At 34.8% G+C, this 26258-nt stretch carries 29 protein-coding genes; 13 read left to right on the forward strand and 16 right to left on the reverse strand.

Annotated elements, in window-relative coordinates; genetic code table 11:
• The first annotated feature begins 134 nt into the window (after window positions 1-134).
• Window positions 135-428, forward strand: a complete 294-nt coding sequence (locus AC5SR4_RS09355; protein ID WP_495355980.1) for a hypothetical protein — start codon at window positions 135-137, stop codon at window positions 426-428.
• Here the strand turns inward: AC5SR4_RS09355 and AC5SR4_RS09360 are convergent.
• A complete protein-coding gene (locus tag AC5SR4_RS09360; protein WP_495355981.1) occupies window positions 319-1809 on the reverse strand; it encodes a tyrosine-type recombinase/integrase in 1491 nt (496 codons plus the stop codon). The genes AC5SR4_RS09355 and AC5SR4_RS09360 overlap by 110 nt on opposite strands.
• A gap of 421 nt (window positions 1810-2230) precedes the next feature.
• Here AC5SR4_RS09360 and AC5SR4_RS09365 point away from each other — a divergent pair, with 421 nt between their 5' ends.
• Window positions 2231-2578, forward strand: a complete 348-nt coding sequence (locus AC5SR4_RS09365; RefSeq protein WP_495355982.1) for a DUF7222 domain-containing protein — start codon at window positions 2231-2233, stop codon at window positions 2576-2578.
• A gap of 111 nt (window positions 2579-2689) precedes the next feature.
• On the opposite strand, the gene AC5SR4_RS09370 is transcribed toward AC5SR4_RS09365, so the two are convergent.
• From AC5SR4_RS09370 to AC5SR4_RS09380, 3 genes are read right to left on the reverse strand one after another with little or no spacing between them, the layout of a single operon-like run.
• Entirely contained in the window at window positions 2690-3595 is a 906-nt protein-coding gene (locus tag AC5SR4_RS09370; RefSeq protein ID WP_495355983.1) for an HNH endonuclease family protein, read from the reverse strand.
• On the reverse strand, window positions 3592-4833 hold the full coding sequence (locus tag AC5SR4_RS09375; RefSeq protein WP_495355984.1) for an AAA family ATPase: 1242 nt from the start codon (window positions 4831-4833) through the stop codon (window positions 3592-3594). The genes AC5SR4_RS09370 and AC5SR4_RS09375 overlap by 4 nt, the downstream gene beginning before the upstream one ends.
• A gap of 17 nt (window positions 4834-4850) precedes the next feature.
• Window positions 4851-6059, reverse strand: coding sequence for a patatin-like phospholipase family protein (locus AC5SR4_RS09380; RefSeq protein ID WP_495355985.1), 1209 nt, complete (start codon window positions 6057-6059; stop codon window positions 4851-4853).
• Window positions 6060-6337: 278 nt separating this feature from the next.
• Here AC5SR4_RS09380 and AC5SR4_RS09385 point away from each other — a divergent pair, with 278 nt between their 5' ends.
• Window positions 6338-7570 (forward strand): Shedu immune nuclease family protein, encoded by a 1233-nt coding sequence (locus AC5SR4_RS09385; protein ID WP_495355986.1) that lies wholly within the window; start codon window positions 6338-6340, stop codon window positions 7568-7570.
• 11 nt (window positions 7571-7581) lie between these two features.
• Here the strand turns inward: AC5SR4_RS09385 and AC5SR4_RS09390 are convergent, their stop codons facing one another.
• Both AC5SR4_RS09390 and mobF read right to left on the reverse strand, forming a co-directional pair.
• Window positions 7582-7983: a hypothetical protein gene (locus AC5SR4_RS09390; protein WP_495355987.1), complete on the reverse strand. Its 402-nt coding sequence runs from the start codon at window positions 7981-7983 to the stop codon at window positions 7582-7584.
• Complete coding sequence (mobF, locus tag AC5SR4_RS09395; RefSeq protein ID WP_495355988.1) at window positions 7967-10666, reverse strand: MobF family relaxase; 2700 nt, start codon at window positions 10664-10666, stop codon at window positions 7967-7969. The genes AC5SR4_RS09390 and mobF overlap by 17 nt, the downstream gene beginning before the upstream one ends.
• Before the next feature lie 310 nt (window positions 10667-10976).
• Between mobF and AC5SR4_RS09400 the strand changes: the two genes are divergently transcribed.
• The 3 genes from AC5SR4_RS09400 (at window position 10977) to AC5SR4_RS09410 (ending at window position 12050) form a co-directional block, all read left to right on the forward strand.
• A complete protein-coding gene (locus AC5SR4_RS09400; RefSeq protein ID WP_495355989.1) occupies window positions 10977-11207 on the forward strand; it encodes a hypothetical protein in 231 nt (76 codons plus the stop codon).
• Between the two features lie 75 nt (window positions 11208-11282).
• Window positions 11283-11657, forward strand: coding sequence for a DUF3768 domain-containing protein (locus AC5SR4_RS09405; protein ID WP_495355990.1), 375 nt, complete (start codon window positions 11283-11285; stop codon window positions 11655-11657).
• A 195-nt stretch (window positions 11658-11852) separates the two neighbouring features.
• Window positions 11853-12050 (forward strand): hypothetical protein, encoded by a 198-nt coding sequence (locus AC5SR4_RS09410; protein WP_495355991.1) that lies wholly within the window; start codon window positions 11853-11855, stop codon window positions 12048-12050.
• Window positions 12051-12222: 172 nt separating this feature from the next.
• Here the strand turns inward: AC5SR4_RS09410 and AC5SR4_RS09415 are convergent, their stop codons facing one another.
• Window positions 12223-13026 (reverse strand): hypothetical protein, encoded by an 804-nt coding sequence (locus AC5SR4_RS09415; protein WP_495355992.1) that lies wholly within the window; start codon window positions 13024-13026, stop codon window positions 12223-12225.
• Between the two features lie 325 nt (window positions 13027-13351).
• Between AC5SR4_RS09415 and AC5SR4_RS09420 the strand changes: the two genes are divergently transcribed.
• From AC5SR4_RS09420 to AC5SR4_RS09430, 3 genes are all read left to right on the forward strand, one after another.
• A complete protein-coding gene (locus tag AC5SR4_RS09420) occupies window positions 13352-13525 on the forward strand; it encodes a hypothetical protein (RefSeq protein ID WP_495355993.1) in 174 nt (57 codons plus the stop codon).
• A gap of 552 nt (window positions 13526-14077) precedes the next feature.
• Window positions 14078-15502, forward strand: a complete 1425-nt coding sequence (locus tag AC5SR4_RS09425) for a type IV secretory system conjugative DNA transfer family protein (RefSeq protein WP_495355994.1) — start codon at window positions 14078-14080, stop codon at window positions 15500-15502.
• Complete coding sequence (locus AC5SR4_RS09430) at window positions 15499-16299, forward strand: hypothetical protein (protein ID WP_495355995.1); 801 nt, start codon at window positions 15499-15501, stop codon at window positions 16297-16299. Before AC5SR4_RS09425 ends, AC5SR4_RS09430 begins: the two co-directional genes overlap by 4 nt.
• Here AC5SR4_RS09430 and AC5SR4_RS09435 read toward each other — a convergent pair.
• Window positions 16296-16577: a hypothetical protein gene (locus tag AC5SR4_RS09435; protein WP_495355996.1), complete on the reverse strand. Its 282-nt coding sequence runs from the start codon at window positions 16575-16577 to the stop codon at window positions 16296-16298. The genes AC5SR4_RS09430 and AC5SR4_RS09435 overlap by 4 nt on opposite strands.
• 47 nt (window positions 16578-16624) lie before the next feature.
• Here AC5SR4_RS09435 and AC5SR4_RS09440 point away from each other — a divergent pair, with 47 nt between their 5' ends.
• A complete protein-coding gene (locus AC5SR4_RS09440; RefSeq protein WP_495355997.1) occupies window positions 16625-17173 on the forward strand; it encodes a hypothetical protein in 549 nt (182 codons plus the stop codon).
• A gap of 42 nt (window positions 17174-17215) precedes the next feature.
• On the opposite strand, the gene AC5SR4_RS09445 is transcribed toward AC5SR4_RS09440, so the two are convergent.
• The 6 genes from AC5SR4_RS09445 to AC5SR4_RS09470 form a co-directional block, all read right to left on the reverse strand.
• Window positions 17216-17665: a hypothetical protein gene (locus AC5SR4_RS09445; protein WP_495355998.1), complete on the reverse strand. Its 450-nt coding sequence runs from the start codon at window positions 17663-17665 to the stop codon at window positions 17216-17218.
• A 54-nt stretch (window positions 17666-17719) separates the two neighbouring features.
• Entirely contained in the window at window positions 17720-18541 is an 822-nt protein-coding gene (locus AC5SR4_RS09450; RefSeq protein ID WP_495355999.1) for a hypothetical protein, read from the reverse strand.
• Window positions 18542-18558: 17 nt separating this feature from the next.
• A complete protein-coding gene (locus AC5SR4_RS09455; protein ID WP_495356000.1) occupies window positions 18559-19119 on the reverse strand; it encodes a hypothetical protein in 561 nt (186 codons plus the stop codon).
• Window positions 19120-19193: 74 nt separating this feature from the next.
• The gene (locus AC5SR4_RS09460; RefSeq protein WP_495356001.1) at window positions 19194-19637 is read right to left on the reverse strand and encodes a hypothetical protein; all 444 of its coding nucleotides are present in this window, start codon (window positions 19635-19637) and stop codon (window positions 19194-19196) included.
• A 20-nt stretch (window positions 19638-19657) separates the two neighbouring features.
• The gene (locus AC5SR4_RS09465) at window positions 19658-20293 is read right to left on the reverse strand and encodes a hypothetical protein (protein ID WP_495356002.1); all 636 of its coding nucleotides are present in this window, start codon (window positions 20291-20293) and stop codon (window positions 19658-19660) included.
• Between the two features lie 2 nt (window positions 20294-20295).
• Window positions 20296-21000 (reverse strand): hypothetical protein, encoded by a 705-nt coding sequence (locus AC5SR4_RS09470; RefSeq protein ID WP_495356003.1) that lies wholly within the window; start codon window positions 20998-21000, stop codon window positions 20296-20298.
• A gap of 788 nt (window positions 21001-21788) precedes the next feature.
• Between AC5SR4_RS09470 and AC5SR4_RS09475 the strand changes: the two genes are divergently transcribed.
• The gene (locus tag AC5SR4_RS09475) at window positions 21789-23789 is read left to right on the forward strand and encodes a tetratricopeptide repeat-containing sensor histidine kinase (RefSeq protein ID WP_495356004.1); all 2001 of its coding nucleotides are present in this window, start codon (window positions 21789-21791) and stop codon (window positions 23787-23789) included.
• Window positions 23790-23792: 3 nt separating this feature from the next.
• Complete coding sequence (locus AC5SR4_RS09480; RefSeq protein WP_495356005.1) at window positions 23793-24533, forward strand: LytR/AlgR family response regulator transcription factor; 741 nt, start codon at window positions 23793-23795, stop codon at window positions 24531-24533.
• A gap of 8 nt (window positions 24534-24541) precedes the next feature.
• Here the strand turns inward: AC5SR4_RS09480 and AC5SR4_RS09485 are convergent, their stop codons facing one another.
• Window positions 24542-24739 (reverse strand): JAB domain-containing protein, encoded by a 198-nt coding sequence (locus AC5SR4_RS09485; RefSeq protein ID WP_495356006.1) that lies wholly within the window; start codon window positions 24737-24739, stop codon window positions 24542-24544.
• Between the two features lie 51 nt (window positions 24740-24790).
• Here AC5SR4_RS09485 and AC5SR4_RS09490 point away from each other — a divergent pair.
• A protein-coding gene (locus AC5SR4_RS09490) for an IS3 family transposase (RefSeq protein WP_495356007.1) occupies window positions 24791-25920 on the forward strand; the annotation gives its coding sequence in 2 pieces (ribosomal slippage) (window positions 24791-25052 and window positions 25052-25920; 1131 coding nt in all).
• Between the two features lie 21 nt (window positions 25921-25941).
• On the opposite strand, the gene AC5SR4_RS09495 is transcribed toward AC5SR4_RS09490, so the two are convergent.
• On the reverse strand, window positions 25942-26226 hold the full coding sequence (locus tag AC5SR4_RS09495; RefSeq protein ID WP_495356008.1) for a JAB domain-containing protein: 285 nt from the start codon (window positions 26224-26226) through the stop codon (window positions 25942-25944).
• Window positions 26227-26258 lie beyond the last annotated feature (32 nt).

The raw sequence follows: 26258 nt of genomic DNA on the forward strand, positions 1-26258 counted from the left end.
CCCAATGGTTAATTTTCCATAAAACTACAAGAAGAAAATACTCGGTTATTCAATTTTGGGTTGTTTGTGTGCGTTTTGTTTTGAAAATACCTCTTTAAAACCCTTCTCAACTTAACTGAGGAAGGAACTCTAAAATGCCAAAAACTATTGAAAATAATTCCGTTATACTTATAGACCCCGATGAGGAAGCAGAAGTTGTTGCCCACCTGCTCCTTAAAATGAATGCGTTTGTGTCCATTAAAACAGCAGAACTGGCAACAACCTTAGACAAAATGACCCAATATAGAGAACGTAAGGCGGGACGGTTTCCCGAACTTGTTACTTTAACGCATCATGGTCGTAGGAAAGCTTATAGGATACGGGATTTAGAAAATTGGATGAAAGACCCATCGGTCTATCATTCTTCAAATCATCAGGCAGAAGATTAATTTGATGTGTGGGTTTAATAATCTTTGATCTAATTTCATCAAAACTAGGGACGCTCTCAACATTTGGGCTATTTATTATTATTTCAATAGCTTTACTGAGAGCGTCCAATGCCATCTTTTTTTCATTATCATAGGTATAAAGGTCATAAATGCCCGTGACATCTGAAGTTGTGTGATTAAGAACCATAGAGGCAAAATCACGTCTCCCGAATAGTCCAGCAATCATTGTTGCACCAGTTCTCCGTAAATCATGAGGGTAGAAACTTTCATTTATGCCGAATTTCTCAAAATGCCTACGAAAAACCTGAGATAAAGTCCAAACCTTAAAGGGTTTGTATTCTTCATCAATAACTTGACTTCTACCGTTGTATTTACGATGTGAAAAAATCCATTCGCTAGAAGAAGTATGTTCATGAGCCTCACGGATTATGCGGATTGCCAAATCACTTAAAAACAGGCGATGCATTCTTCCGTTTTTTGACGTAGGCATTGTCCATACACAGCCTGATAAATCAATATCATTCCATTTCATTGTTCTAACCTCAATAGAACGTGAAGCAGTGCATAACAAAAACTTCAATGAAAGTTTTAACAATGGGCTTACAGGTATGTTTTCTAAACTATGCCAAAATAGGTATATTTCTTTCGGACTTAGAAAGCGTTGTCGTCTTTTTTTGGGAAGGTTTAGCTTAATACCAATGCAAGGATTGTTGCTTTGTTTTAAAAGTAACAACCCTGCCCCATAATTAAACAGTCTCTTGGTATATTTTAAAAGATGACTTGCCGCACTTGGCGTACCGTTTTTAACCTTAGCATTGATAACCTCGGCTATTTCTCGTGGGGTTACCTGAGATATTCTTTTGTTAATGATATTCTGCCCCAAACCAACCAAGATAGACCTACATTCTCTATCATAGCTTTTTTTGCCAGTTTGTTTTGAATGTTCCCTATAATGCTCCAAAAGCTCCAAGACAGTGAGGTCGTTTTTCTGTTGGTCTTTCTTTAATTGCTTTTGTTCTAATGGGTCTATACCCAGATCGACATCAGCCATAATGTTTATGTAGGATTGACGTGCCTCTACGATAGATAAGTGAGGGTATTTCCCAAGCGTCATTCTACGAAAGCCGTTTTTGGATGGGTATTGTATAACCCACTTCTTCGTTCCAGAGGGCATAACGCGTATTCCAAACCCTTTATACCCATCAAACCAAAAAAGGGTTGCTTTTTTAGGTTCTTCTAAACTTTCGATGTCACTACTCGTGAATTTAATAGTGTGTTTTCGTTTTCGACCAGTCCCCTTATTTGAAAAACTGTCTATATTATTGCTGTTATTTGATGTTTTCCTACGATTGCTCATGAAGGCTTCCTTTCTTAAAATCAAAAATTTCTATAAAAATTTAGGATTTATTTTGAAGGACTTAAGGAGCTATATGTACGCACAAGATGTTTAAAAAAATGGCGCACCCAGCAGGACTCGAACCTGCAACCTGCTGCTTAGAAGGCAATCTCTTAATTGATTAAAAACACAAACAACTAAAGATAACCGACTGTTTTAGTTTCGCTTTTTGCCTTTGCTATAAATCTTATCATTTTTACAGATAAGGTTTGTCTATATAACTGTCCAAATTATACCATTAATTATGCGTAATGTGAATCAGTTTATTGCATTCATGTCTCTCCGAATAATTTATCAAAGCTATCTACAGGCCTTAAAAAAAGACAAGGATTTGCTTGTGCCAATTCCTCCTTGCTTTTTTAAGGCTCTCCGATGTTGCCAAGAAAATTATTTAAGGAGCAACATTATGAATACAAAACACTTAAAACACCAGTTACGCGCCATTATTGATGAGAAACCCAATACACTTGAAGCCTATGTAGCAAATGAAGCTTTGGAACACGAAGATATAACAGCCTTCTTTTCCGATTTACAGCATCATGGGTGCGCCAGTGGTATGATCTCTTCACTTATCTATTACAACGACACACATGCCTTCTATGACCAATTTTACGATGAAATTGAAGAATTGCGTTTAGACTATGAAGATAATTTCGGCGAACCTCTTAAAGTCCAAGGTGATTTAAAGAATTTCTTTGCTTGGTTTGCCTTTGAGGAAACTGCTTGTCATCTTTTAGAGAACTTAAATTGCTAAAAAAGTAAAAAAGCAATCTATAATTTATTCCAAACTCTTTTAGTATAATTGGTTAATGTCTCTAGCAATAATGACTACTTTTATTCTGAAAAAAGATAGTAGCTATAAGTTTTAATCTATTTCCTCATCGGGAATATAAGTCCTGACATAATCCTTTGCTTCCTTAAGTATTTCTTTCGCTTTTGCAGGGTTTTCTTTTAGTAGTCTGACATATGACCTTCCACAATTAGCATGTTTTGAACGGTCAGAAAGCAAGTTCTTTAATATTATCTCATAATCATCAGGATTATCATCTTCATCAAGAATACCAACAATAGCTAAAATTTTTTCACAACGTTCTAAAAAAAGCCTTCCTCTTTCATCTGCTCTTCCTAAACGGAAAAATTCAATAGTAGTTATCGCCTTTTCAAAATCCATCCCATTTTTTTTAACGGGAACAGGAATCGAGCCTTCAAATGTAATTAGGTCTTCGCATTTATCACCAATCTCTCCAATGGGAAATAATAAAAGTCTTTCTTCTCCATCCGACTCTGTTAAAGGATTTTCCATTTTGGCATTGTATTCACCTTTAATTGGAAAACGATCTTTTTTTAATGCTTGATTACATGGTCCACAAGCAATGGAGTAGTTCAACAGGTTGTACGTCAGTAAGTGATAACCTTTGGAGTTTTTTGGGTCAGTAATCTTAATGTTTAAATCAATATATTCTTTAGAAGCTTTCCATTTTGTGATTCTGTTTTTAGGTCTAAAATGCTCAATATCGTGTACTCCTTTACCAGCAGTTCTGCCTTCTAACTCAGATTCACAAAAAGCACACTTATTGCCTTGAATCTTCATGAAAACTTCTTTTACTTCACTCCATATATGGCTTTCATCTGTAACCTTTCCTGCAATTCTATATGAATCTGTTCTTTGAGTAGCCCTATTCAACCAATTCGGCTTATGTTCATCAATAAGGTTCTCGATATATTTCAGATTAATATTTTTACCCTTATTGTCCTTTTTATATGAAATCATATCGCTTCTCCTTTTGCCATTAATTCCATTAACTCTTTTCGGGCTTCAGCGTTACCCATAGACGCTTTAAAGGAAAGTACTCTGATTTTATCCGCAACAGAATCATTCCTAGTACTTTTAAGTCCAAAAAGGTCAGAAACTAAAATTTGGTCTGAATCTAAGCCATAGGTGTTTCTTTTGTCCCTGATAGGGTAAGAACAGCCTTTTTCGTCCGTTTTTAAATAGATAATATTCTGCCATTCAACACTTCCAACTACCAAAGGACTATGAGTTGTTACAAAAAATTGAATTCTAGGTAATGCTTCAGCTAAAAGCGGAAGGATTTTCATTTGCCAAGCTGGATGAAGGTGTAAATCAATCTCATCAATTAGTACAATACCTTCATTGTCAACTAATTTTTTTCCCTTGGGACAAGTTTGCTCTATGTGAAAAAGCAAATCACCTACCCATCCTAAAAAAGCTCTGTAGCCATCCGACAAGGCATTGAACGGAATTAAACTTCCTTTCTTTTCAAATATATATTGGTCACCTTCTAATTTTTCAGTAAGCTGAAAATGCTCACTACCTGTAATTTTTGATAAAAGCCCTAATATTTGAACATAACGTCCCTTATTATTATTTTTCATTTTAGGTAGCCAAGCATCTAGTGGCACCAATTGATAGGTCTCCTCAAAAAGACTACGAACTTTATTTATTCTGATTAATTTGCCACCCTTTCTTAGAGTGGGGTCAAACTTCTCTGGTAATTCAACTGTTCTACTAGCTCCGTAACCAACCAAGAACATAGAGGCAGGATCATTATCAAATACTGGGTGCCATTCTTTACTTTGATTATGATTCCAAGAAATCCTATCCTTAAAATCATTACTTGGTATAACCTTTAGAGAACTCTCTACCCTTCCATATTTAATACGATCTTGTTGGTTTGATTCAAAGTAAGCATTCAAAAAAGCAACTTTCGGATTTTCTTTGGGCGACCTGCGCACCCACATAAAAGGTTCAATAGTCCCTAATTCAGGAACAGCAGGTCCTAATGTTGATAGGGCGATAGCTTTTAAGAAAGCTGTCTTGCCAGTTGAGTTATTGCCTAGTATAACATTAATGTTTTCATGTCTAACATTCTTTGCATCAAAATCTTGTGATTGGTTATGGCTAGAAATTTTCGGGTATAAAAATTTTAAATCATCGAATTTTTCAAAAGATTTAAAATCTTGAACACTTAGACTTTTTATATACATAGATTTTTATTAAAATTTTAAATTCGTTTCCATTTCTCAAGCCCTTCACTAAAGTACTCATCTCCTTTTAAGTAAATAAGTTCGTTGTCTCTGGTGACACTAAATTCTATAGGTTGATTTCTAATTCTCCCATTTCTCCAATTTTCAAAACATTTTTTAATGAGATTTATATCTTCATCTTTTGTTAAGTCCATATCCAAGTCATATAATTCATTCATTAATTCAATAACAGTTGGATCGGAATTTTTATCAACATGGATTATAGGGGAAAGACGGATAAATCGATCTTCAATATTGTCAGAGGCTGATTTTGATAAAAACATTAACCCTACAAAATTTGCCCAATCAGGTGGTTGAAATAAAATTGTTTTAGCTTGATTCATTACGGTTTCTTTAAAGTATTCAAATTGGAACTTATAACGCCAAAACAATAACTTTTTTTTCCTTTCTTTAATGGTAATTGATCTAACCTGATAAAATCTATCTTTTTGAGCTTTAGACATAAGTTTATTGGCATTCCCTAACGAAACAACAGTTATATCATTTAATGGTATTGATAGCCTAAAAGCTTCTATAATACCAGCTACCACGGGATTATTAAAACCTCCTAATGCCCCATCCCATAGATAATACCAGATATCTGATTTGCTTGCCTTTATTCTTGCTGGAAAATCAAAATATTGTACTGGAGCGTTAGAAGATCCATGGATTGCTTTGGTAAGAGGAACAAATTCTTCAGATGCCCCTTCAGGAGTATAAGATCTGAAAAATTTAGCTCTATTGTTTAAAGCATCAAAAGTAGAAACAATTATCTTTAAAGAAGGCTTGCCAATTACATTTGGTAATTCATCCATCGTCGTTTTATGCGCAGTTGGGAATAGTTTCTTGAAAGCATCATATTTTCTACTGGAACTATATTTAGGGCCAAACGAAAACATCTTGGTTAAAGTTACAGGCCAAAAAGTCTCCCAAAATGAATTTTTGCTAAAAATGCTTTCTCTTACTGATTTGTCATCAAAAAGGGATAACGCTTCATCAATTGTCCAATCTTCAGCTAAGGCACATAAAACAATACTCCCGCCAGAATTCGCAATAACCATATCAAATCGTTTTAATATGGCACGCCCTTTTAATTCTGGCATTTCATCTTTGTATCTTTCTTTTAATGTTAATAATTGGAGGATTGCCCAACTTCCTCCTCCATCAAGCGATAAAATTTTATACATGGTTTTTTAAAATAATAGATATTTCCCAAATGTGGGAAATTGTCTCTAAAGTAGTGAAAAAGAATGTATTGAAGCAAAATCTCACAATCTTTTTTTAATTTAACTATAATTTTATTAGAATATTTTTCTTTCCATGCCTCCGAATTTTTAATTAGAAGGTATGGGATATGAATAGTCTCATGTATCTTATTGTTTTATTTCTTTTTTCTGACACATTGACAGTTGTAAATAATTGGTATTCATTTGGATAGGGTTTAATAATACTAAATAATTATCCAATGCAAAAAATTAGAGAAACGGAAAAGTTAATCATATACAAGGAAGTCAAAGGGGATTCGACGGAGTTCTTTCGCCAACATAAAGAAGATGAAACTAAACAGAAAGTTTTAATCTATAAGGTAGTTGGAAAAAATTTTGAATATTATTACGAAGGAGCTGTAATAAAAAAAATCATATTTGAAGGCTTTGAAGATTTGCCCTATGCAATAAGTAATGTGGGCTATGGCTTTCGAGAAAGAAGTTTAGATAATTTTTTCAAATATAATTTCGATGATAAAAGAATTGATACTATAAAAATATCAGAAATTCTGAACTCAGAAATTAATGGAAAAACATTAATTCTCAATTATGAAGAACTTCAGTCTTTGATTTCAAAAATTAATGTTGAGCAAAGAGCATGTAATGATACTAAAAAGATTTTAATTAAAAATCTTATTGTAGATGCTTTCCCTGCTGTGAATTTTGACTATCAGGAAACGAATAACAACAAAGAACTTATCCTTAGAAATCTAAATGACAAACTTATTGATAAACTAACTGCTGATGATATAGAGAAACTTGGAGAGTTTTATGTAAGGGCAACTCGAAAATTTAAGGCTACTCATATTGTTAAAAAAATGTCCGCAGGATTAGTAAAAAACGCTAAATTAATAAGCCTTCAAGAAATAATTTCTAAATATGAGGAGCATTTAAAAAAAGACCCACCGGAAAGTACATGGCAAGCTTTCTTTGATGAATATATTACCCTTTTTGATAGCCGCTACGCTCATAAATTGAATTACAAAAACATTGCTACTGGATTAACAAAATATCCAGATTTAGTTCTAGTAGATATTTATGGCTATTTAGACTTTTATGAGCTGAAAAAAAGCGGTACAAAGCTTCTTCAATATGATAGTAGTCATAAGACTTGGTTTTGGTCTAAGGAGGTCTCAATGGTAATTTCACAAGTGTCAGACTACCTTCAAAAGGCAAAAGAAAATGCTCTAAGTTATTCTCAAACAATAAAATTAGAAACTGAAACTGAAACAGAAGCAGGTTTAGATGTTAGTATTATAAATCCTAGAGCAATTATTGTTATTGGTTCAAATAAAGAATTGAATTCTGATAAAAAGCGAAATCAGTTCAAAAATCTGAGGGAGAGTCTTAAAGATGTCGAGTTTGTGCTATATGACGAACTTTTAGATAGACTCAAGAATTTGCTTGATTCTATAAAGTTAGAAAAAAAATAACAAATTTCAATTCATGTTTTTTGCTTCAATTTCCATTCAAGAGTTATATGAGTAACGAATGCATCATTTTCATTGATTGAACTCAGATAGCGTTTATCAAAAGCCTTAATGGATTTAACATTAAATTGCCTTAGTGCTTCGTAGATTGCATCCAAACAATATCCCTTTAAGGTGATTAAATGTGTGGCGAAAAATATTTTAATAATACGCTCTCCATTTTCTTTGCCCATCCATGACGTGATGTAATGCGAATAATGGAAATTCTGCCTAGTGCCATCTAAAAGCTCAAAATCAATCGTTTTGGTATCTCCTGTTTCAAACACGGTAATGGTGTTTGGGTCTTTGGTTGTTTTTTCCTGAGAGTGGTCGCCTTTGGCAATCTGTAAGCTAATAAAGTTATATTTCTGGCTCATAATCCTTGTTTGGTGTTATGTCTTTTCTTGTTTCCTTATGACGTGATTGGTCAATGTCAATCGTTTTGATTGCAAAATCTTTTTCGGTCAGCAACTCAGTTGCCCCTTGGCGGTCACCCGATTTTTCAATATGGCTTAATAAATCTTCACGGTCATCCGTGTAAATGGTAACACTCTCACGCCCCCTCGATACAGAAACATAAAACTGCTTTTGGTTGGATGCAGGGAATGTAACAGCAGGTTGGGCAATAATCACATTATCCACGGTTTTTCCCTGTGAACTGTACGAGGTGGACGCATAGGCATAATCAAAATTCCCGTGATCGTGGCTTAGGGTAAAAGTTGAAAGCTTGGAATTTGACTTTTTCACACCCTCAATTTGACCATTGGGCTTTATTTTTGAAACCGTTAAAACCGCGCCATTATTTAAGCGTTTTCCTGAGTCATCATAACCATTTTTAGTGATTTTAATTTCATCACCTTTGCTGATACGCACTGCATGGGTACTATAAACATCAAAATCTTTAGCCCTGCTTAGGGGTAAAATATGCTGTGTGCCTTGCTTGTCCTCAACCCTAACGTTTTTATTTTCTGCATCGATGACCCTAAGCACCGCCCCCTTTTTTAAATTGGGCATATTTTGATGGAGCTGAATGATATGTCCTTTTATGTAAGAACGACTATCTGACTTTTGAGCATGGGTTAAATACAAATTCTCATAAACGGTAAATTCTTTTTCTCGCTTGCCAATAATCTTGTTTTCTTTAAGTCCTTCTCTTATCTCTTGATTGATTTCTTTTGCCTTGGCACGGGTGGGAGAGATGACCAGAGCAGATTTATTGTCTTTTCTGCTTTTTAAATAATCATCGACAACGGCTTGTGATATTTTATCCGATGCGATCTCTTGAATTGCACCTTGTTCATTGAGCATATCAAATCCAGTAGCAATATTGCCGTCACTAATTTCCTTTACAGCCGATTTATAACCGTCTTGTTTTTGGCGATAAATGGTTTCCATGGAAACGTGGGGGATATGGGCAACCGTTTGTAATATCCGCATTGCATCCCCTCTTTGTACGGCGTTATGTTGCCTTGGATCACCAGAAAGGATAAGCCTTGTTTGGTTTTTATCGGCTATGGAGAGGACTTCAGACATATCTTGCGACCCCAACATGCCAGCCTCATCAATCCACATAACCTGCCCCTTGGTTTGTTCCTGTAAATCTTTATCCAATAAAAACCGCGCAACGGTATCTGCTTTGTCAAAACCTTCCTTTTTTAATACATCACGGGAGGCTTCTGCCGTTGGAGCAAATAAAAACACTTCTTTTCCTGTGTTTTCAATTTCAGGAACAATCACTTTTAATAATGTCGTCTTGCCCGTCCCTGCACCGCCCTTAATCATGGTTAATTGGTCTTGGGAGGTCATCACATGGCGGATGGCATTTATTTGTTCGTCATTTAAGTTCTTAAATTGGGATATTTTGAAATCCGTTTTTAACGGACGTAGCTTGCCAATGCCATTTCTGGCCATGTTGACCATTTTTCGCTCTTCCGCATGGACAAGTTCGGTAGTGCAAAGTTTTTGACTACCGACTTGGACTTTAAAAATACTCTCATTCTTTAAAAAAGCCGTGTCAATATCTTCCAAAGAGATATTTGTTGTATCAATGGCATGTTTATAGCCTTCAGTTAAAATCTGGCGTTCACGTTTGACAGAGGCTCTGGTAAATACATGGGAAATTGCATGGTCTATGGTTTGTTTGGCATCAAGGGAAATATCGGTTGTTTTAGCCTCGCTTTTCTCATCCTTATCAATACCTTTTTCAATGAGTTGCTCTCGCCACATATCCTGTAATTGAGGCATGGTAAGATTTTTTTGTTTCTTGGCACGGGTTCTTGCGCCTAATTGGTCGAGTTCTTTTGGGTTAGTAATGCCTTTTTCAATGGCTACTTGCCCAATTAAATTGGTGCGTTTGGAAAAATGGTCAATAGCACGTTGGGGGATAACGGCTAATTCAAAGCCATTTTTGGTCTTTCGGATGTCATACCCCATTGTCGATAATTTATCCGCCAATCGTTTTTGAAAACGGGCTTGATGATAAGGCATGTCTTTTTTGATATTGTGAAATTGCCCTGCCTTAAATCGCCCTTCTGTCTCATCCCAAGTCGCATTGAAGGTAAAGCAATGACAATGAAGGTGTGGGTCTGGTGGGTTATTTGCAACGGCGCGTGCCGTTTGATGAACAAAGTTTGTCCATATTAATTCTCCAGTATGCCGGTCGTCATATTGCCCTTGTGTTCGCACCCTTGTTTGGGTGTCAGCTTCAATATCCAACATGGTTTCTTGAACACTTTCTTCAAAGGCTTGTAAAACTTTTTTATCATCACTCAAGGCATGGAGAATGGAAACTGATTTTGGGCAGTGGAAACTAATGTCATAACCGACACGCCGATCTGAAACTGTACGAGGGGTTAATGAACCGCCATCCTTTGGATTGGTATTATCGCAAAGTTTTTCAAAGGTTTCTTTGTCTATGCGTGTGTTTTCAATGCCTAACCGTTTGGCTATTTTACCATTAAATTGACCATTGAGTTCCTGGTCTTCTAAATAATAGTCAGCCTTGGAAAGGGCATCACGGAAATAGTCTTTAGCCTGAGCGGATGTTTGGCTCTGGTACATTCGTATCATGTTGAATATTGCCTTAAATTAAAAAATATCTGTTTTTAAGGAATATCCGTGGAGAGCAATACGCACGATAAAACTACGCATTATTTTTTACATTTTTGGATTTTCTTTGTGTGCGTAACCGTCCGAACCTCTTTGGGTTACATATTTCAAGTCAGATGATGACAGGCCTTAACACCAACGCGCTTATTTACCCTTCTCTTGCCCTCACCAAAACTTCCGTGTGGTTACGGGTAAATAAGCTCTGCCTTGATGTTTGGATAGCCACATCATCTGAAATGAAACTAACAAAGGAGATTACAAGATGACGGATAAAACAAAAGAAAACCAAGCCAAAGGTAAAAAGCCAACCCATACGCTTTATACAAACAGCTATGTCGATAATGCCCCTAAGCTTGTTAAAGTTGGCGTGGTTTGGAAACATTCAAAAGGGGATGGGTTTAATATTGCCCTGAATGACATTGTTGCCTTTGAAAACAAAGACAATGATGAAGCGGTATCAAATACGGCTTCAAAAAATCAGCCCAAACCATAATTTAAGGGAGCGAAAGCTCCCTTATTTGCTTTTACTATTTAAACCTTTATCCATGAAAAATTGTAAATTTATGCTATGAATGCCTCATCCGATAATATCAAAGCCATTGCGTTTCAAAATGATGCTTTTCGTTCTGAAATAGGCAGTTTTAAAAGTAATTTCCCTGCTATTAATGGTAAATGTGTGCTTGGTAAGGATGTTTCACATTTGACCAAGGAACATGTCAATGAAATCATTTATCGAACCCGAGATTTTAATGGGTTTGATAGATATAACGACCCGAACGGTGAGCATAATAAAGGACGGTTTTATTATGGTGCAATTAACAAGGATGTTGTTTGGGAAATTCATTATTATGCAGATGGGATATGCAGAAAACCTAGCCAAGACCCGTCCGATGTTTCTAAAACATATCGGGATTTAAGAATTAACCTTGAACCAAGATTATAATTATTCATCCCAAAAACACTTCATAGATTTGTTCGGTAGATGTTAGGGGCTTTTTGGTTTGTGCATGGAGCGAAGGTCTGTGCGCTTTTCCTAATGTTGGTTTTTATAACTTAACCTAAAGATGACGTAATTTTATTTGTTCTCAAAAAAACAAAATAATATCTTAGGGCTTCTAAAATCCTAAAAATAAGACAAATGGGCTTTAATGATAAAACCGATTACGAAAAAGAAAAGGAAAGATGGGGCAAGTACGATGCTGTTCAGCGTAAAATACAAGAGCAAGACCGAAAAAAAATATTAAACCAATCAGGAAATAACAATGGAAACAAAGGCTGTATGTTTATGCTAATGTTTTTGATTGTAGCATCCACTTCCTGTGTTGTGTTCCTGTAAGCAATTTAAAATATACATTAATTCTGCTTAATTTATATGTTTGCAACCTTCATAAATAAGGGAGCAACACGACTCTTTGCTGTGCGTTTATTCTAAATAGAACAGTGCTAAAATGGATCAGACATCTCCCCTAAGCGGTGCTTGAGGTAGTTTTTAGTTTTTACCCTAAGAATTATTCTGGTTTTGGGGCTTTGCTTTTAGAGGATGTGGATACTTCATTTTCCTCTGCGGCTTTTAAAGCTTGCCAACGTTCATAAGTTAGCTTAACGGAATTTCTTGTCCACAGCTTTTTTCTCATCGTTTTAATGCCGTTTTCATTTAAATAACTTGCTTTAGAACCAAATGATTTGAAGCCTTCTTTATCAAGTTTTTGGAAAGTATGCCCCATACTAAGAGCAAATAAATCAGCAGATTTTTTTATTTGTTTTCCAATATTAGCATTGCCCAATTTTTTGTTGTCCAGTTTTTCAGATAAATAACAAAGTGTCTTGGAGAATGCTTCAGCTATCTCACTATTATTAAGAGATGTAAATTTTATTTTTTTCTCAACAACCAAGTCAACAAATTTATTATTATTGATCAAGGGGAGAATATCATGAATCACAATTACATCAGCCTGATTGGTTTCAAATTCATAGATAATATCTTCTATTAGGTTGGTGGACTCAGGTGATAATACATTTATTGCCAAGTGCTTATTTCCTTTTAGTACCCGCCCATTGTAGCTAAATCTGCGGCTTGTCTTACCTTTTATGCTAATTTCTACATTATTTATTTTGACTTTTTTATAAGGAACTTCAATAGAAACATTAGCTTTTTTAGAAGGTTTAATTAAAGATCCTTCAATAATATTTTTTTCTATTTTTTTTATGCCATAATCTTCCTCTAAAATTCTTGCTAATTCAAGAACTTCTTCCTTTGACATTGTGTCATTTTTTGTATGTAGATGTCCCTTAACGATGCCATCTTTTTTCATAATGTTATTGTCTTTTTTATAAAAATACAATAAAAAAATTAAAATAATTTCCGTATTAAATTATTAATTATTACATTCGTATTAAATTATTAGTTTAATACGTTTTGTGTTGATAAAAAAGAAGGAAAGTTTTTAGATGAATCTTATGACCTCCTGAGTATGTGATTTTTTCAATTACATGATGAATATGAATTTTAGTCAGGTTATCAAACCTGAAATAGATACGTAGCCTACAATCTTGATCCCTATTGAGAGATTTTGAATCTCAATTTAGTACGTTGTTTAGCAACGGTGAGAATAAGTTTTAATTTTAAAAATGAACCTTATGAGCAATCAGGGATTAATTGTTACTTATAAAAAAGGCGAAGACTACCTTAAGATATACAGCCATCTTGATGGTAAAACGAGAGATGTTCATGTTTCCGAAATTCCAAATAAGAAAAGGAAAAATCTTTTAAGGATGCTTGGGCATAACCTTGTAATCTCCACGTTATTGTAATTTTTTTTCAATTACATGATGAATATAATTTTTGTCAGGGTATTAAACCTGAAATAGATACGTAGTCTACAATCTTGACCCCTATTGAGAGATTTTAAATCTCGATTTAGTACGTTGTTTAGCAACGATGCGGAAAAAATTTAATCTTAAATTTTATAATTATGAGCAATCAAAGATTCATTGTAACTGCGAAACAGGGGAGCGGTTACGCACAAGTTAGAAAAGAAGGGAGCAGTACATTTAAGACTGTGACTTTTACTTCTTTGCCACAACGTGTACAAAACGACTTGAAAAAGAAGTGGTAGACCTCTTAATGAATGTCCTTGTTGGAGAGCAAGAACGCATTCAGTTGTTGATGGCTTGATGTTGAATAGCGCAATTTAATATTAAAGTCTGCAATCCATCTATCGGACGCGGTGGATGGTTTTTAAAGGATACTGGCTCTTAGTCCAGTTAAATAATCTAATATTTTATTTTTTCAATTTTTTAGACAGCAAACTTCTACAAGTTTATTGTCAGCATACCTATTGTCTAATTCTAAATAAAAATATTATGAACGATTACTTAGAGCGGGTTCTTTTTGAGTGGGATTATGGCGACTTCTTTCAAATTCGTGATGCAGTAGAGGGCATTTTTACCACTGGTGGATTAGGAAGTGGTAAAACATCAGGATTCGGTAATCATATTGCAAAACATTATCTAATGAATGGTTTTGGTTTTTTGGTCTTAACAGCCAAAGAGAATGAAAAAGACCTTTGGGTTAAGTATTGTAAAAAACACTGTAGAGAAAAAGACCTCGTTATTTTTAGTCCGACTTCTGGTCATTGTTTCAACTTTTTTGATTACGAATTAAATCGAAAAGATGGTGGTAGAGGAATAATACACAATATAGCTGATGTTCTAAAAACGGTCATTAAATCAGGATATGATGATAGGAATGGAAACGATACTGCTTTTTGGGATTCAAGCTTACAGAAACTCTTAGTAAACGCTGTAGAGCTTTGCTTTATCAGTGGGAATAAACGATTTGAGCATATTTATCAAATTGTTCAATCAGCCCCTAGAACCTTTGAGCAAAGAGATAATGCGAATTGGCAAAAATCATCAAAGTGTTATCGAGTTATCCATCACATTACATCAAACTTAAAAGCGAGTGAAAAGACCTCGGATACAGATGAGTTAGCTAAGCGGGTTGAATTAATCGAAGGATTTTTTTTAAAAAGCTGGATTACTTTAGCCGAAAAGACAAGGAGCATTGTTGAAGAAATGTTTTTTGCCTTTGGAGATCGTTTTATGCGTGACCCTATGTACAGCCTGTTTAATGGTAAAACTACGATTACTCCTGAAGATACTATACGAGGAAAGATTATCATCTTAGATATGCCTGTGCTTGTTTACGATGAAATAGGTAGAGATGCCCAAATATTGTGGAAATATATCTGGCAACGCGCCATGCAACGCAGGAAAATAAAAAATAGGAGTAGACCTGTGGTGCTTTGGGTTGATGAGTTTCAGTTATTTATCAATCCTGAAAAGGATGTTCAATTTCAATCCATTGCGAGAGAATATAGGGTATGTACTGTGTATATCACTCAAAACCTTCCAAACTTTTACCTCAATGCAGGTGGTGGAGATATTGGAAAAACACGTTTTAAAGCCCTTGTTGGAAATTTAGGAACAAAGTTCTTTCTCGCTAATTCTGACCCTGAAACCAATGAATACGCCGCTGATCTGATCGGCAAAGCTTGGCAGTGGTCAGACAATAAAGGGATGTCTATAGGAGAAAACATGTCCCACAGTTCAGGAAGTACAGAAACCTTAACCCATATAATTGAACCATCTGATTTTACGATACTTAAAACAGGTGGCCCACAAAACAATTTTATTGTGGAGGCCATAGTGCATCGTCAGGGGAAATTTTTTAGATCAACAAATAGCAATTATGAAATAATAACATTTAAACAAAACACATTATGAGACGACAACAAAACACACCGCAGTTACGAAAAGGGAAACAAAGCATTTTTAGAATAACACAAGCAGGACGCGTTAATTTTCTATTTGACTTTGTTACGACTATGCTTTTTTCCCTTTCTTCATATCCAAGTTATATCTCAGAGATATTTATGAGGAAAAAATTTGGCGAACGCTATTTTACAACAGCTAATGCCATCTTAATTTCAGCCATTATGATTTTTATATGGATAAAAGCAGGACACCAAGGACAAGAATTTTTAGGGATTGCATGGCTTCCCTTTACGGCTCTAATTCTTTGGAAGTCGATAAAACATCGACTTGAAATAAAAAAGTTTGGCGCGACATATGATTTTGACCGCTACAGCTATTCTGATGGAGAAATATTTCCCTTTTGGTTTGATTTAATTGGAACTGAAATCTTAGGCGTAAAAATTACAATATATCGTGTATATATTCTGTTAGAACCAATGATTCCCATTCTATGTGGTTTAATCTTATTAATACTTCCTTTTACGAGAGGTATTGGTTTTTTGATTTTGATAAGTGGGTTGTTTTTTGGTTTTAGAAACTTCATGAAAGCACATATGGCTAGAGGTAGTGTATTGGACGCGATAGATAAGATTTTAGTTGATAGATGGAAATATGATGTCTTGGTTGAGGAAAAGCCAAAGAGTGAAACCAGAGGGCTTTCTTTGCCGATTGACTTACCGAGAAGTAGAGAAGTAAGGGAAGATTTGGTCAATTCGCTTGATGTTTGGGAAGACGATTTAGACGAACCTGAACCCGAGTTGGCTTAACAAGAACCTGCTTTGGCGTATTCAAGCATAATGGTATTGACGACACCAACATGGAATTCAATTTTCTTATCGAGGTCTTCTTTGGAAAACTCGCTATTATCAAACCGTTTCAAAGCACTGCGTATGCACAATTCGCCAAACACTGAAAGTTCAACTGGCGGTTCATATCCCAATCTTTCACAGACAATTTCACGGGCTTGGATTTTATAATCCAAGTCCTGTGTTACATAGGATTCAAGTTTGTCGGTACTGACTTCAATTCCGTGATAAATTGGCATGGAAACCCTCTAAAAGTGATGATTAAACCTAACATAAAACTTAGTTTATGTCAAAAGAAATAGACGAGTTAAAACTCATTGCAGTAATCGAAATAGGTAAGAGTAGCCAAAAAGTCCAAGACCTTATTACAGAAAAGAATAATGAGATAAACAGACTTGAAAGGGGACAAAAAAGTAATTTTAAAAAATTTGACCCTGCCCCTAAACCAAGTGGCGACATTCGGATTGCAAAAATCCATACCAAAGAAAACTATTCACCAGAGGCAACTAAACAGGCAATTCAAAAAACAGAAGATAAATTTGCGAGGGATTTGAAATCTGCAATGGAAGAGAAAGCCTTGGAAACTGACCAAGACCACATTCTTCCCTCCATACAAGAAATTGAAAAAGATGATTTGCATATTTTAGTAGAAAGAGGGCTTTATGCCTATAAAGAACGGCAAATTGAAAAGGAAAAAGAATTAAAGCAGTCTCTCGAATTTGATTTAGATGATAAAAGTAATTTTGAGGATTATCCCATCTATCTTGATTTTGAAGCTAATTCAAAGGATATGAATATTGAAAAAGCCCCTTCACCCTCAGATGATTTTGAATAAAAAGCCCACTTTTTAGTGGGCTTTAAGTTTTACAGTCCTAAACTATTCAAGCTTGATAGATATAATTATAGCTTCACCAGAAAAAATTCGTAATGTATCTACCGATAAGTTACTTACATCTATTTCTACATTTGTATAGCCCGCAGGTATATCAACATCCGTAATCTCTTTTAATACGTTAGAACCATTCAAAACACTAACTAAGGTACTACCCGCGCCATTATTGTGCATGTAAGCAGTTATTTTTGAAATGCCTGTTATATTATTCAAATCTAATTCAATCGTTCCTGGCCAAATACCAATTCCTTGAATTAAGTTTTCAGGGCTTGATTCCGCACTGTCAGATTTAAAATTGAATCCATCCACCGAGAAAGAAGTGTCCGTTTTGCCAATATTTACGTTTTCAAGGGATATGGTAACGGGTTCAAAATCTTGTTTCGGGTCATCATTGTCTTTAGAACAGAGAGACAATGGCAAAGTCATAAGGGTCATAAATAAAAATTTGTAACTAAATAAAAGTGTTTTCATTGTGTGAGATTGTTGGGTTTATTGTGGTTGTGTAACTGGTTCAAGACGTTTTCCTCCTTGAACGATAGCAGTTTCTATAATTTTTACAGGAAACTTATTTCCTTGTGTTTTAAACATTCCAATAAAATCATAGTGGGGTATGTCTACCTCGTTATGACTGGATGTATTCAAATTGCTATATTTTAGGCAGTTTAATTCGTAATTGACGTATTCTATACCGTCGCCACCAATGTAAGTTCTATCCTCACTATTGAATTTGAATGCTTTGAGAATGTTGCCTTCCTTATCTTTCCCCAAAGGAGGAATGTCGTCTGCTAAACGTTCTTCTTTTGCTTTAATGGTAAAACTACCTTTTTCAATAACGCGTACGGAATTGTCTTCATAAGGCAAAGTCCAACCTTGATTTTCAAAAGTCATAGACGAATCAATAATTAGTTGAGCATTAGCGATATTTTCAGCACAGAAAATGAATGAAATAGTTACATTGTTTCTTTCTGTATCGTTTGTATTGTATGCTGAATAAGCATCCTTTGTTGTTTTAGGATAAGAACCGTCTTTATTATAGCTACCGCCTGAAATACAATGAATGCTAACACTATCAGGAATGTTAAGGCTTTTTCGATAAAAAGAAGTGCCATGATATGGCATTTTCTTTCCTTTTATTACAGCAACATGTTGTTCTTTCCACGCTCGTGTAAAATTACCAATCCAAAGAGTGTTGATATTTTCAGAAGGAACAGCATTGTTATCATTTTTGCCACCTTCTGTATCAGAACTATCAGTACTGCATCCTAACACCAAAAAGGAGCATATCGCCAAAATATACTTTATTGTTTTCATTTTGTATGATTTTTGAATTAATTATTGTCGCAATATTTCCAGCCATCATTGGTCTTTGTGAACTTTAATGTTTCAGTGATTGTTTCTTTTGGATTGCCTAAATTTAATGTTGCAAAAGGTGTAATATCTGAAACTTTGTATTGTACCTTTACTTCTGCTATATTGATGGCAGGAACTTCATGGATTTCTAAAACTTCATCGACAACATACTGATAGGTTTTAAAAAAAGCTAATGTCTCTGTCATTTTTGAAGGTTTGTATAAGTAAGGCTTTGCTTTTTCGGTAAGCTGAACATCATAATACTGGTTTTCTTTCAAATAATTATTCTTTTTATCCGTCAAGGTAACTCTCAAGTAGCCTTCATTGGCGAGCTTTTTATAATTCTCTATTCTGTTTTTAGAATCTGTGTTATCTGGTGACATAGAAACTTCTCCAATCATGATTGGAATGGATTTTTGTTCTGGGTCAGATTCCAAACATTCATTAATTAATTTCTTTGCTTTTGATTTTGTTAATTCTTCTGAATTACAGGAAAAAATGGCAAGCAACACTATTCCCATTAACATTATTTTTTTCATTATGTAAGATTTAGTTTGTTCTTTAGTTCGTCTGCTCACATTACAGCCAACAATTGGTCTATTCAAGTTTGGGATTATTCAACTCGATTTAGAACCATAGGAGGAATATTATTAGTGTCCTCAAATGTTTCAGGTCTTCTTTTGGTTGGATCGTTGGTGCTAGCCAATCGCATTTTGTTTTCTGTTAAAAATTCTACCAAATATAATATCCTGCCGGTTTCTTCATTATTTTCTGCTTTATAGTATATTATATCCAACCATCCAGGTTTTTTAGAATAGTCTATTTTATATTTCACTTTGTATTTGACTCCATCTATCACATAATTGTCGCCACCAATAGTTTCAAAGCCAAATGTCCCAATAATATCTTCCGAATTTTCAAATATTAAATCAACTGTACCATTACCCCGAATTTCAGATTTCCATTCTCCAACATGGTTTTTGGATTTATCGGAACATCCAGTAATAAAAAGTACTATGATGGTTAGAGTGAAGCAATTAAATAGTTTTGTTTTCATTTGTTATTGATTTTAAGTGATTATGATTTTTTGTTTAGTAATTCTGTGATTTTATCAAATAGGACAAAGGCATTGTCTTCAGAAAGACCTGTTGCTAAGGCAACTTTTCTATTGCCATACAAAAACTCAATTCTATAACTTGCTTTATGGATGGCGTTTCTCATTATTTCTGACGTTGCTCTGGCACCCGAAGATGCCACAGATGTCGCTCCAACGGCGATAGCCCCCATGCCTCTGCCTGCTACAATAAATCCGGTACTTCCATTATCGGTTGTTCTGTACATATTGCCTTTAGGGTCTTTGATATAGATTTTCTGTATATCCTTAATAGCATAATTACTGCCCCCAACACCTATATATTCCTTGCTAATGGTAAAGGTTTTATCCTTTCTGGATTTTTTAATAAGTTGAAATACTAAAATTGTTAAACCGATCGGTATAACAAGCCAATGAAAAACAAGACCTGTACTACTATTGGTTTGAGGAAATATTAAACTCGTAATTGGTGATATGATTAATGGATACATAAGTATTACCAAGACAAATATGCCGCATCCCAAACCTACTCCAAACTTGTCTTTTGAGTAAGTGACATGATGGGTATCACCTATATGGTCAATTTTAAAATTGTAATTTGCGTCAATATTTTTTGCCATGCTTAGGGGGTTTTAGGGGTGTTAATAATGTAATTTTGATAGAAATCCTGCCATGTTTTAAAGTTCTTTTTGGAAAACGACCCTTCAAAAGAAGTGTCTTCTTTATCTCTAGCTTCGGCTTGTCCTTGCAACAAGCCCTGTTGCATGATTCTAAACTCAACAGTTTCTGCATTAATAATTGTTTCTAATTGGCTTTGAGTAATTCTATATCGTGCATTTGTTTTTGAGTTTAAACTTGTTGAATAATCAGAGTTTAAACTCAAATTACTTTCTTCGTTAAAAGAGCCGTCCGTAGATAATGCCACTCTTTCGTCATCTGCCAAAAAGATTAATGATTCTCCATCCATTACCCAAAATCTAGAATCATCTTCTATGGTAATTTTTAAAATGACCGATAATTCACTTATGCTATCATTTAAAATGTGGTTTTCTAGTTGTAATCGGGTTGTCATTATACTTAATTGTGCCGATTTATTTTTGCTTATTAAACTGAATGCACCTTTTAAGACACTACCCGCAACAGCTCCATTAATTTTAACCTTATTGCCCGTCATACGATAGGTGGTTGTGCCTTCAAACTTATCGTGGCTTTCTTCTACATTCACACCAAGCAAATTATTGAGCCCACCATTTTTTTTCTCTTTTTGGGCATATATTGAAATAGTCCCTAGAAGAGCCAGACATATTAAGAATGTTGTTTTTTTCATTATTTGATTTTTATATGTTAAATAATAGATTTAACACAAGGCAGGTTTAATAAAAGGGGATTTGAAAGCATTAGGAAAAACTTTCAAGGGTCACGGATATGGTTAAGAAGAGCATTCATACGGCAAAAAAATAGCGTGGAACTTAATTGTGTCTCTTCTGTAGAGGTACTGGTATACCTTAATCCAAAGACAGCAACTAAGCCCACGCATTACCGCAGGCATTAGCAACTTAGTCTTTCGCTTGGATTAAAATGAAAATTACCAGTTTTCTACAGAAAGCGAAATTCGTTAGCTAATGCTTATATTATAATTATTTTTTATTTATCTAATAATCTGTTCTTTATACAATTCATGTTTAACGAATCTAAGATAGAGATTCCAATAACCCTGCCAAACATTTTTTTGATTTTTATATGAATGGTCAAAAAATCGGATTAAGTTCTTATCTCAAAAAACACATAAATACCTATATAAAACTAAGCCCACACCTAAAGATGTGGGCATTAGCAATTTGTCTTTCACTCGGATTGTAATAAAAACCAGTTTTCTACAAAAAGTGAAAGGACTTTATTAATTCATTTCGGTTCTTTGTCATTCCAAATTTACCGTATTAAGCCAAAATTTTGACTGGGGATTTAGTTTACGTAGATGCCGTTTAGTTTTCGTTATATGTAGGGATCAGCAACAATGCTCAACGGTTAAAATAAAAATATCTAAATTAGAGACGAAAACTAACCTAATACCTCTCAATGAAGAAGAACAATTGCTACGTTATAATTATATTTCTTTTGAATTTTTTTATTCTTTCTGCTCAACAGAAAATTATTGATTCACTGGAACAGCAACTCATCCTTTCAACTAATGGCTTAAGTCGTGTTGAAAACCTCAATGAAATAAGTTGGTATTATGCCCATTCCAACACGCAAAAGGGCATAGAAAAAGCAGATGAAGCGATAAAACTTTCAATTGAAAATAATGATTCTTTGCAATTGGGTATTGCATATGAACGTAAAGGCTTTAACTACCAAAATAGAGGAAGTGACTCGCTTACCATTTTGCAATACAAATTAGCCGAAGATGTTTATTCCCATATTGGACATTCAAAAAGATTGGCAACCCTTTCATTCAACTTAGGCAACTTTTATTTTCGTAGGTCAGATTATAAAAAATCATTACCGCTTGTTCAAAAGGCTCTTGAAGTTTACACAAGTGAAAATGATACGGTAACAATGGCTAGGATATATAATCAGGTAGGCTTAAACTATCTTTATTTAGGCGATTATTCTACATCACTTGATGCCTTTCAAAAGGGAGCATTTCTTTTTGAACAAATAAATGAAAATGAATCTTCTTTCTTTGCAGATATACAAGGGAATATTGGCATGCTCTATGAAAAGCTTTCTGAGTATGAAACCGCAATGGAGTACCAAAAAAAAGCCTTAAAAATTCATAAAAAAAATGACAACCAAATAGGGATTGCCAATACTTATAATAGCCTAGGCAAGTTATATAGTGTTCAAGATCAAAACCAAAAGGCATTGCAGATGTTCAATGCTTCCTATGAAATCAAGAAAAAAAGAGATGATAAATATAGCACGGCAAGTGCTTTGGCGAATATAGGTATCGAATATCACGCGCTGAAGAAGAGCGGTAAGGCCTTGGATTATTTGAACCAATCCAAATCGATCTATGAAGCATTAGGTCATGATTCTAACCTTGCAATAGTACTTACAACTATTGGGGAAATTTATATAGAAAAACAACAGCCGCAAAACGCCAAATCATATTTTGAGTCTGCTTATTTGCACGCTAGAAAGGCAGAAGATAAAAGGCAGATGTTTTTAGCTAAGGAGGGCATAGCAAAAGCGGCATTTGTAACGCAAGATTATAAAAATGCCTATACTGAACAGCAAGAAGCTATATCCATTAAAGACAGTATATTGTCGAATGAAAAAAGAGATGAATTGGCAGAGCTAAAAGCCAAATATGAATACGAAAAGGAAAAAGCCATCCTTCAAGCGGATTTTGATAAAAATAAAGCAATTGACGAAGCCGAGATAAAACAGCAAATCTTTGTTCGAAACACAAGTATTGGCGTTGGCATTTTTAGTATGGCTATGCTAGCCGTTGGTTTTACTTTGTTCAGGCGCAAAAAAGAAGCTGACCTTAATACCAAAATTGTTTCATCAAAACTACAAACGTTGAGAGCGCAAATGAATCCTCATTTTATTTTCAACTCCCTTAATTCCATCAATGATTATATCCTTAGAAATGAAAAGCACGAGGCAAGCAGTTATCTTACTCGTTTTTCTACAATGATGCGTAATATCCTTGAAAATTCAAAAGAAGATGAAATACCCTTGAATGAAGAAATAGAGTTTTTGGAAACCTATATAAAACTAGAGCAACAAAGACTTAACAATGCCTTTACTTACAACATTTCTGTTTGTGATGACATCGATATTGAAGACACCCTTATACCACCATCACTATTACAGCCTTTTATTGAGAATAGTATCTGGCATGGCTTTTCTGAAAAAAAAGAAAACGGGCTACTTACAATCGCATTCATGCAAGAAAAGAACACGCTCATTTGCGCTATTGATGATAACGGGGAAGGGATAAACAACAATAAAGTTTCCAATAAAAAATCATTTGGGACAACTAGCGCAAAAAACAGATTAGATTTATTGAACGAATTAAGAGGGTCTAATTCGAAAATTGATTTCATTAATAAAAAAGAGGGGGTTCGCGTTGAAATAAGATTACCCTTATCCCTAGATCAGTAACCGATGATAAAAGTGCTCATAATTGATGATGAACAACATGGTATCAATGTATTAATAGACCATTTGAAAAGATACGATGATTACATGGTTTGTGGTACGGCAAAAACAGTTAAAACTGCCGTTGAATTGACTCGTGCGTTTCAGCCCAATCTCGTCTTTCTTGATATTGCTTTGAAAAATGAAACAGGGTTTGATTACCTGAACACCTTTCTTCCAAGCATAGATTTTAATGTCATCTTTACGACAGCGCATGATAATTATGCTGTCAAAGCGTTTGAATATAGTGCGCTCCATTATTTGTTAAAGCCGATTGATTCCAATAAGTTTCAAAATGCGCTTTCAAGGATGAATGAACAGATCGACCAACAAGAGCAGTTGGAAAGGTTACAAAGTCTTGAACACAATATTGAACAGCCAAGCACTTATAAATTAATTCTTATTTCTACTACAAATAGAAATTATAAAATAAGCACAAAGGATATTTTATTTATAAAAGCAGATAGCAATTACAGTCATTTTCACTTAATAGACGGCACGAAAATAATGGTAGCTAAAACACTAAAGTCCTATTTAGGGTTAGCCGAAGAAAGTCATTTTTTTCATGTGCATAAATCTTATCTAGTAAATACAGAACAAATGAAAACTTATAGTAAAAGAACTAGCAAATTGACGATGAATGATGCCACTTCTATTCCGGTGGCAATAAGAAGGCAAAAAGATTTTACCGACACCTTTTTTTCTTAGAATGGTTATCAAATAAGGCTTAAATCAGCAAATGATAAATAGGTTTCATCCGTTACAATGAGGTGATCCAAGACTTGTAAATCCAATACTTTTCCACCTTCAACAAGCTTTTGGGTAATGCTCTTGTCCGCTAGACTAGGTTTGGTATTACCTGACGGATGGTTATGTCCTAAAATTATTGAGCAGGCACGTGTAAGCTTCCCCAAAAATCGAACTGTTTAGAAGTAGAAAAATAGTTTTAACTTTAAGCAGTAATTATGAGAAAAAGCAAATTCAGTCCGCAACAAATTGCAAAGATTTTAAAAGAGTTTGATAACGGGAAAAGTGTTGAACAGATTACCCGGGAATATGGGGTTAGTTCATCTGCCTTCTATAAATGGCGTGAGCGCTATGCCGGGATGAACGGCAAAGAACTAAAGCGCATCAAAGAACTGGAGGAAGAAAACCGCAAGCTCAAACAGATGTATGCCAATCTGGCCTTGGACCATCAAATGGCCAAGGAGATCATCGAAAAAAAGCTTTAAGGCCCTACCGTAAAAGAGTAATAGCCAAAGAACTTATTCATTACGGTATTAGTAGGGCGTGCCGTGTTTTAAATATGAGTAAAAGTGTCTATTATTATAATGCGATAAATAAAGATGACACAGAGATTGAGCAGGCATTGCTTATAAAAGCAGAGGCACACCCAGAAGAAGGTTTCTGGAAAGCCTTTGACCGCTTAAAGGCAGAAGGGAAGCCCTGGAACCACAAACGCGTTCATCGTGTTTACCAGTCCATAGGCTTACCGTTAAGACGCAAAGCCAAAAAGCGTCTGCCCACCCGTGTTAAAGAGCCTTTAGAAGTCCCCAATACACTTAATCATACTTGGAGTATGGATTTTGTAACAGACGTACTGGAAAACAAAAGACGATTTAGAGCATTTAATATAATTGATGATTATAACAGGGAGGCACTGCACATAGAGATAGATTTTTCCTTAACCAGTAACCGTATAGTATGGGTTTTAAATCATTTGGTAAACAGGAAAGGAAAGCCTAAAAAAATACGTATGGATAATGGCCCTGAATTCATAGCAAATATTACTTCGGTTTGGAGCAAGATGTATGGTATAGATTTTCAATATATCCAACCGGGAAAGCCAACCCAAAATGCTTTTATAGAACGCTTTAACGGTTCTTATAGAAGAGGTGTTCTAAATAGATATATTTTTGAGACTCTAGAACAGGTTCGTGAACAAACTCAGATTTGGATACATGATTATAACTATAACAGACCTCACGATGCGCTTGGAAAATTGTCCCCAAAAAAATATGCAGAAATCAATTGTAATGGGGGTAACCCCATTACAATTGAAAACAATAACTTTATAGAAATTTTAGACAATTAAACAGTTCTAATCTGGGGAAGCTTACACACGGGCTTTAAGCGCAGAAGAAAATACGAGTTTAGGGTCAATAAATGTTCCTGAGACGCCACCTTTTGATAGGGGAACAATACCCATACAATGATTATTTCTATCCAAAAGAAGAATTTTAAATTCCTCCATCAGATTAATGGTCAAATCATTCCAGTTCTCCCGAAATAGAGCATAGGCATCCTGTGAGCAAGTGATTTTAGGGCGGTCACTTGCCTTTACCTTGCGCTTGTAGGTGAGTTCAATTTCACTGATTTTAAAGAGGTCTATTTTTGTCATGGAGAGAAACTCTCACAACAAAAAACTAATTT

This window comes from Aestuariibaculum scopimerae, assembly GCF_059428085.1.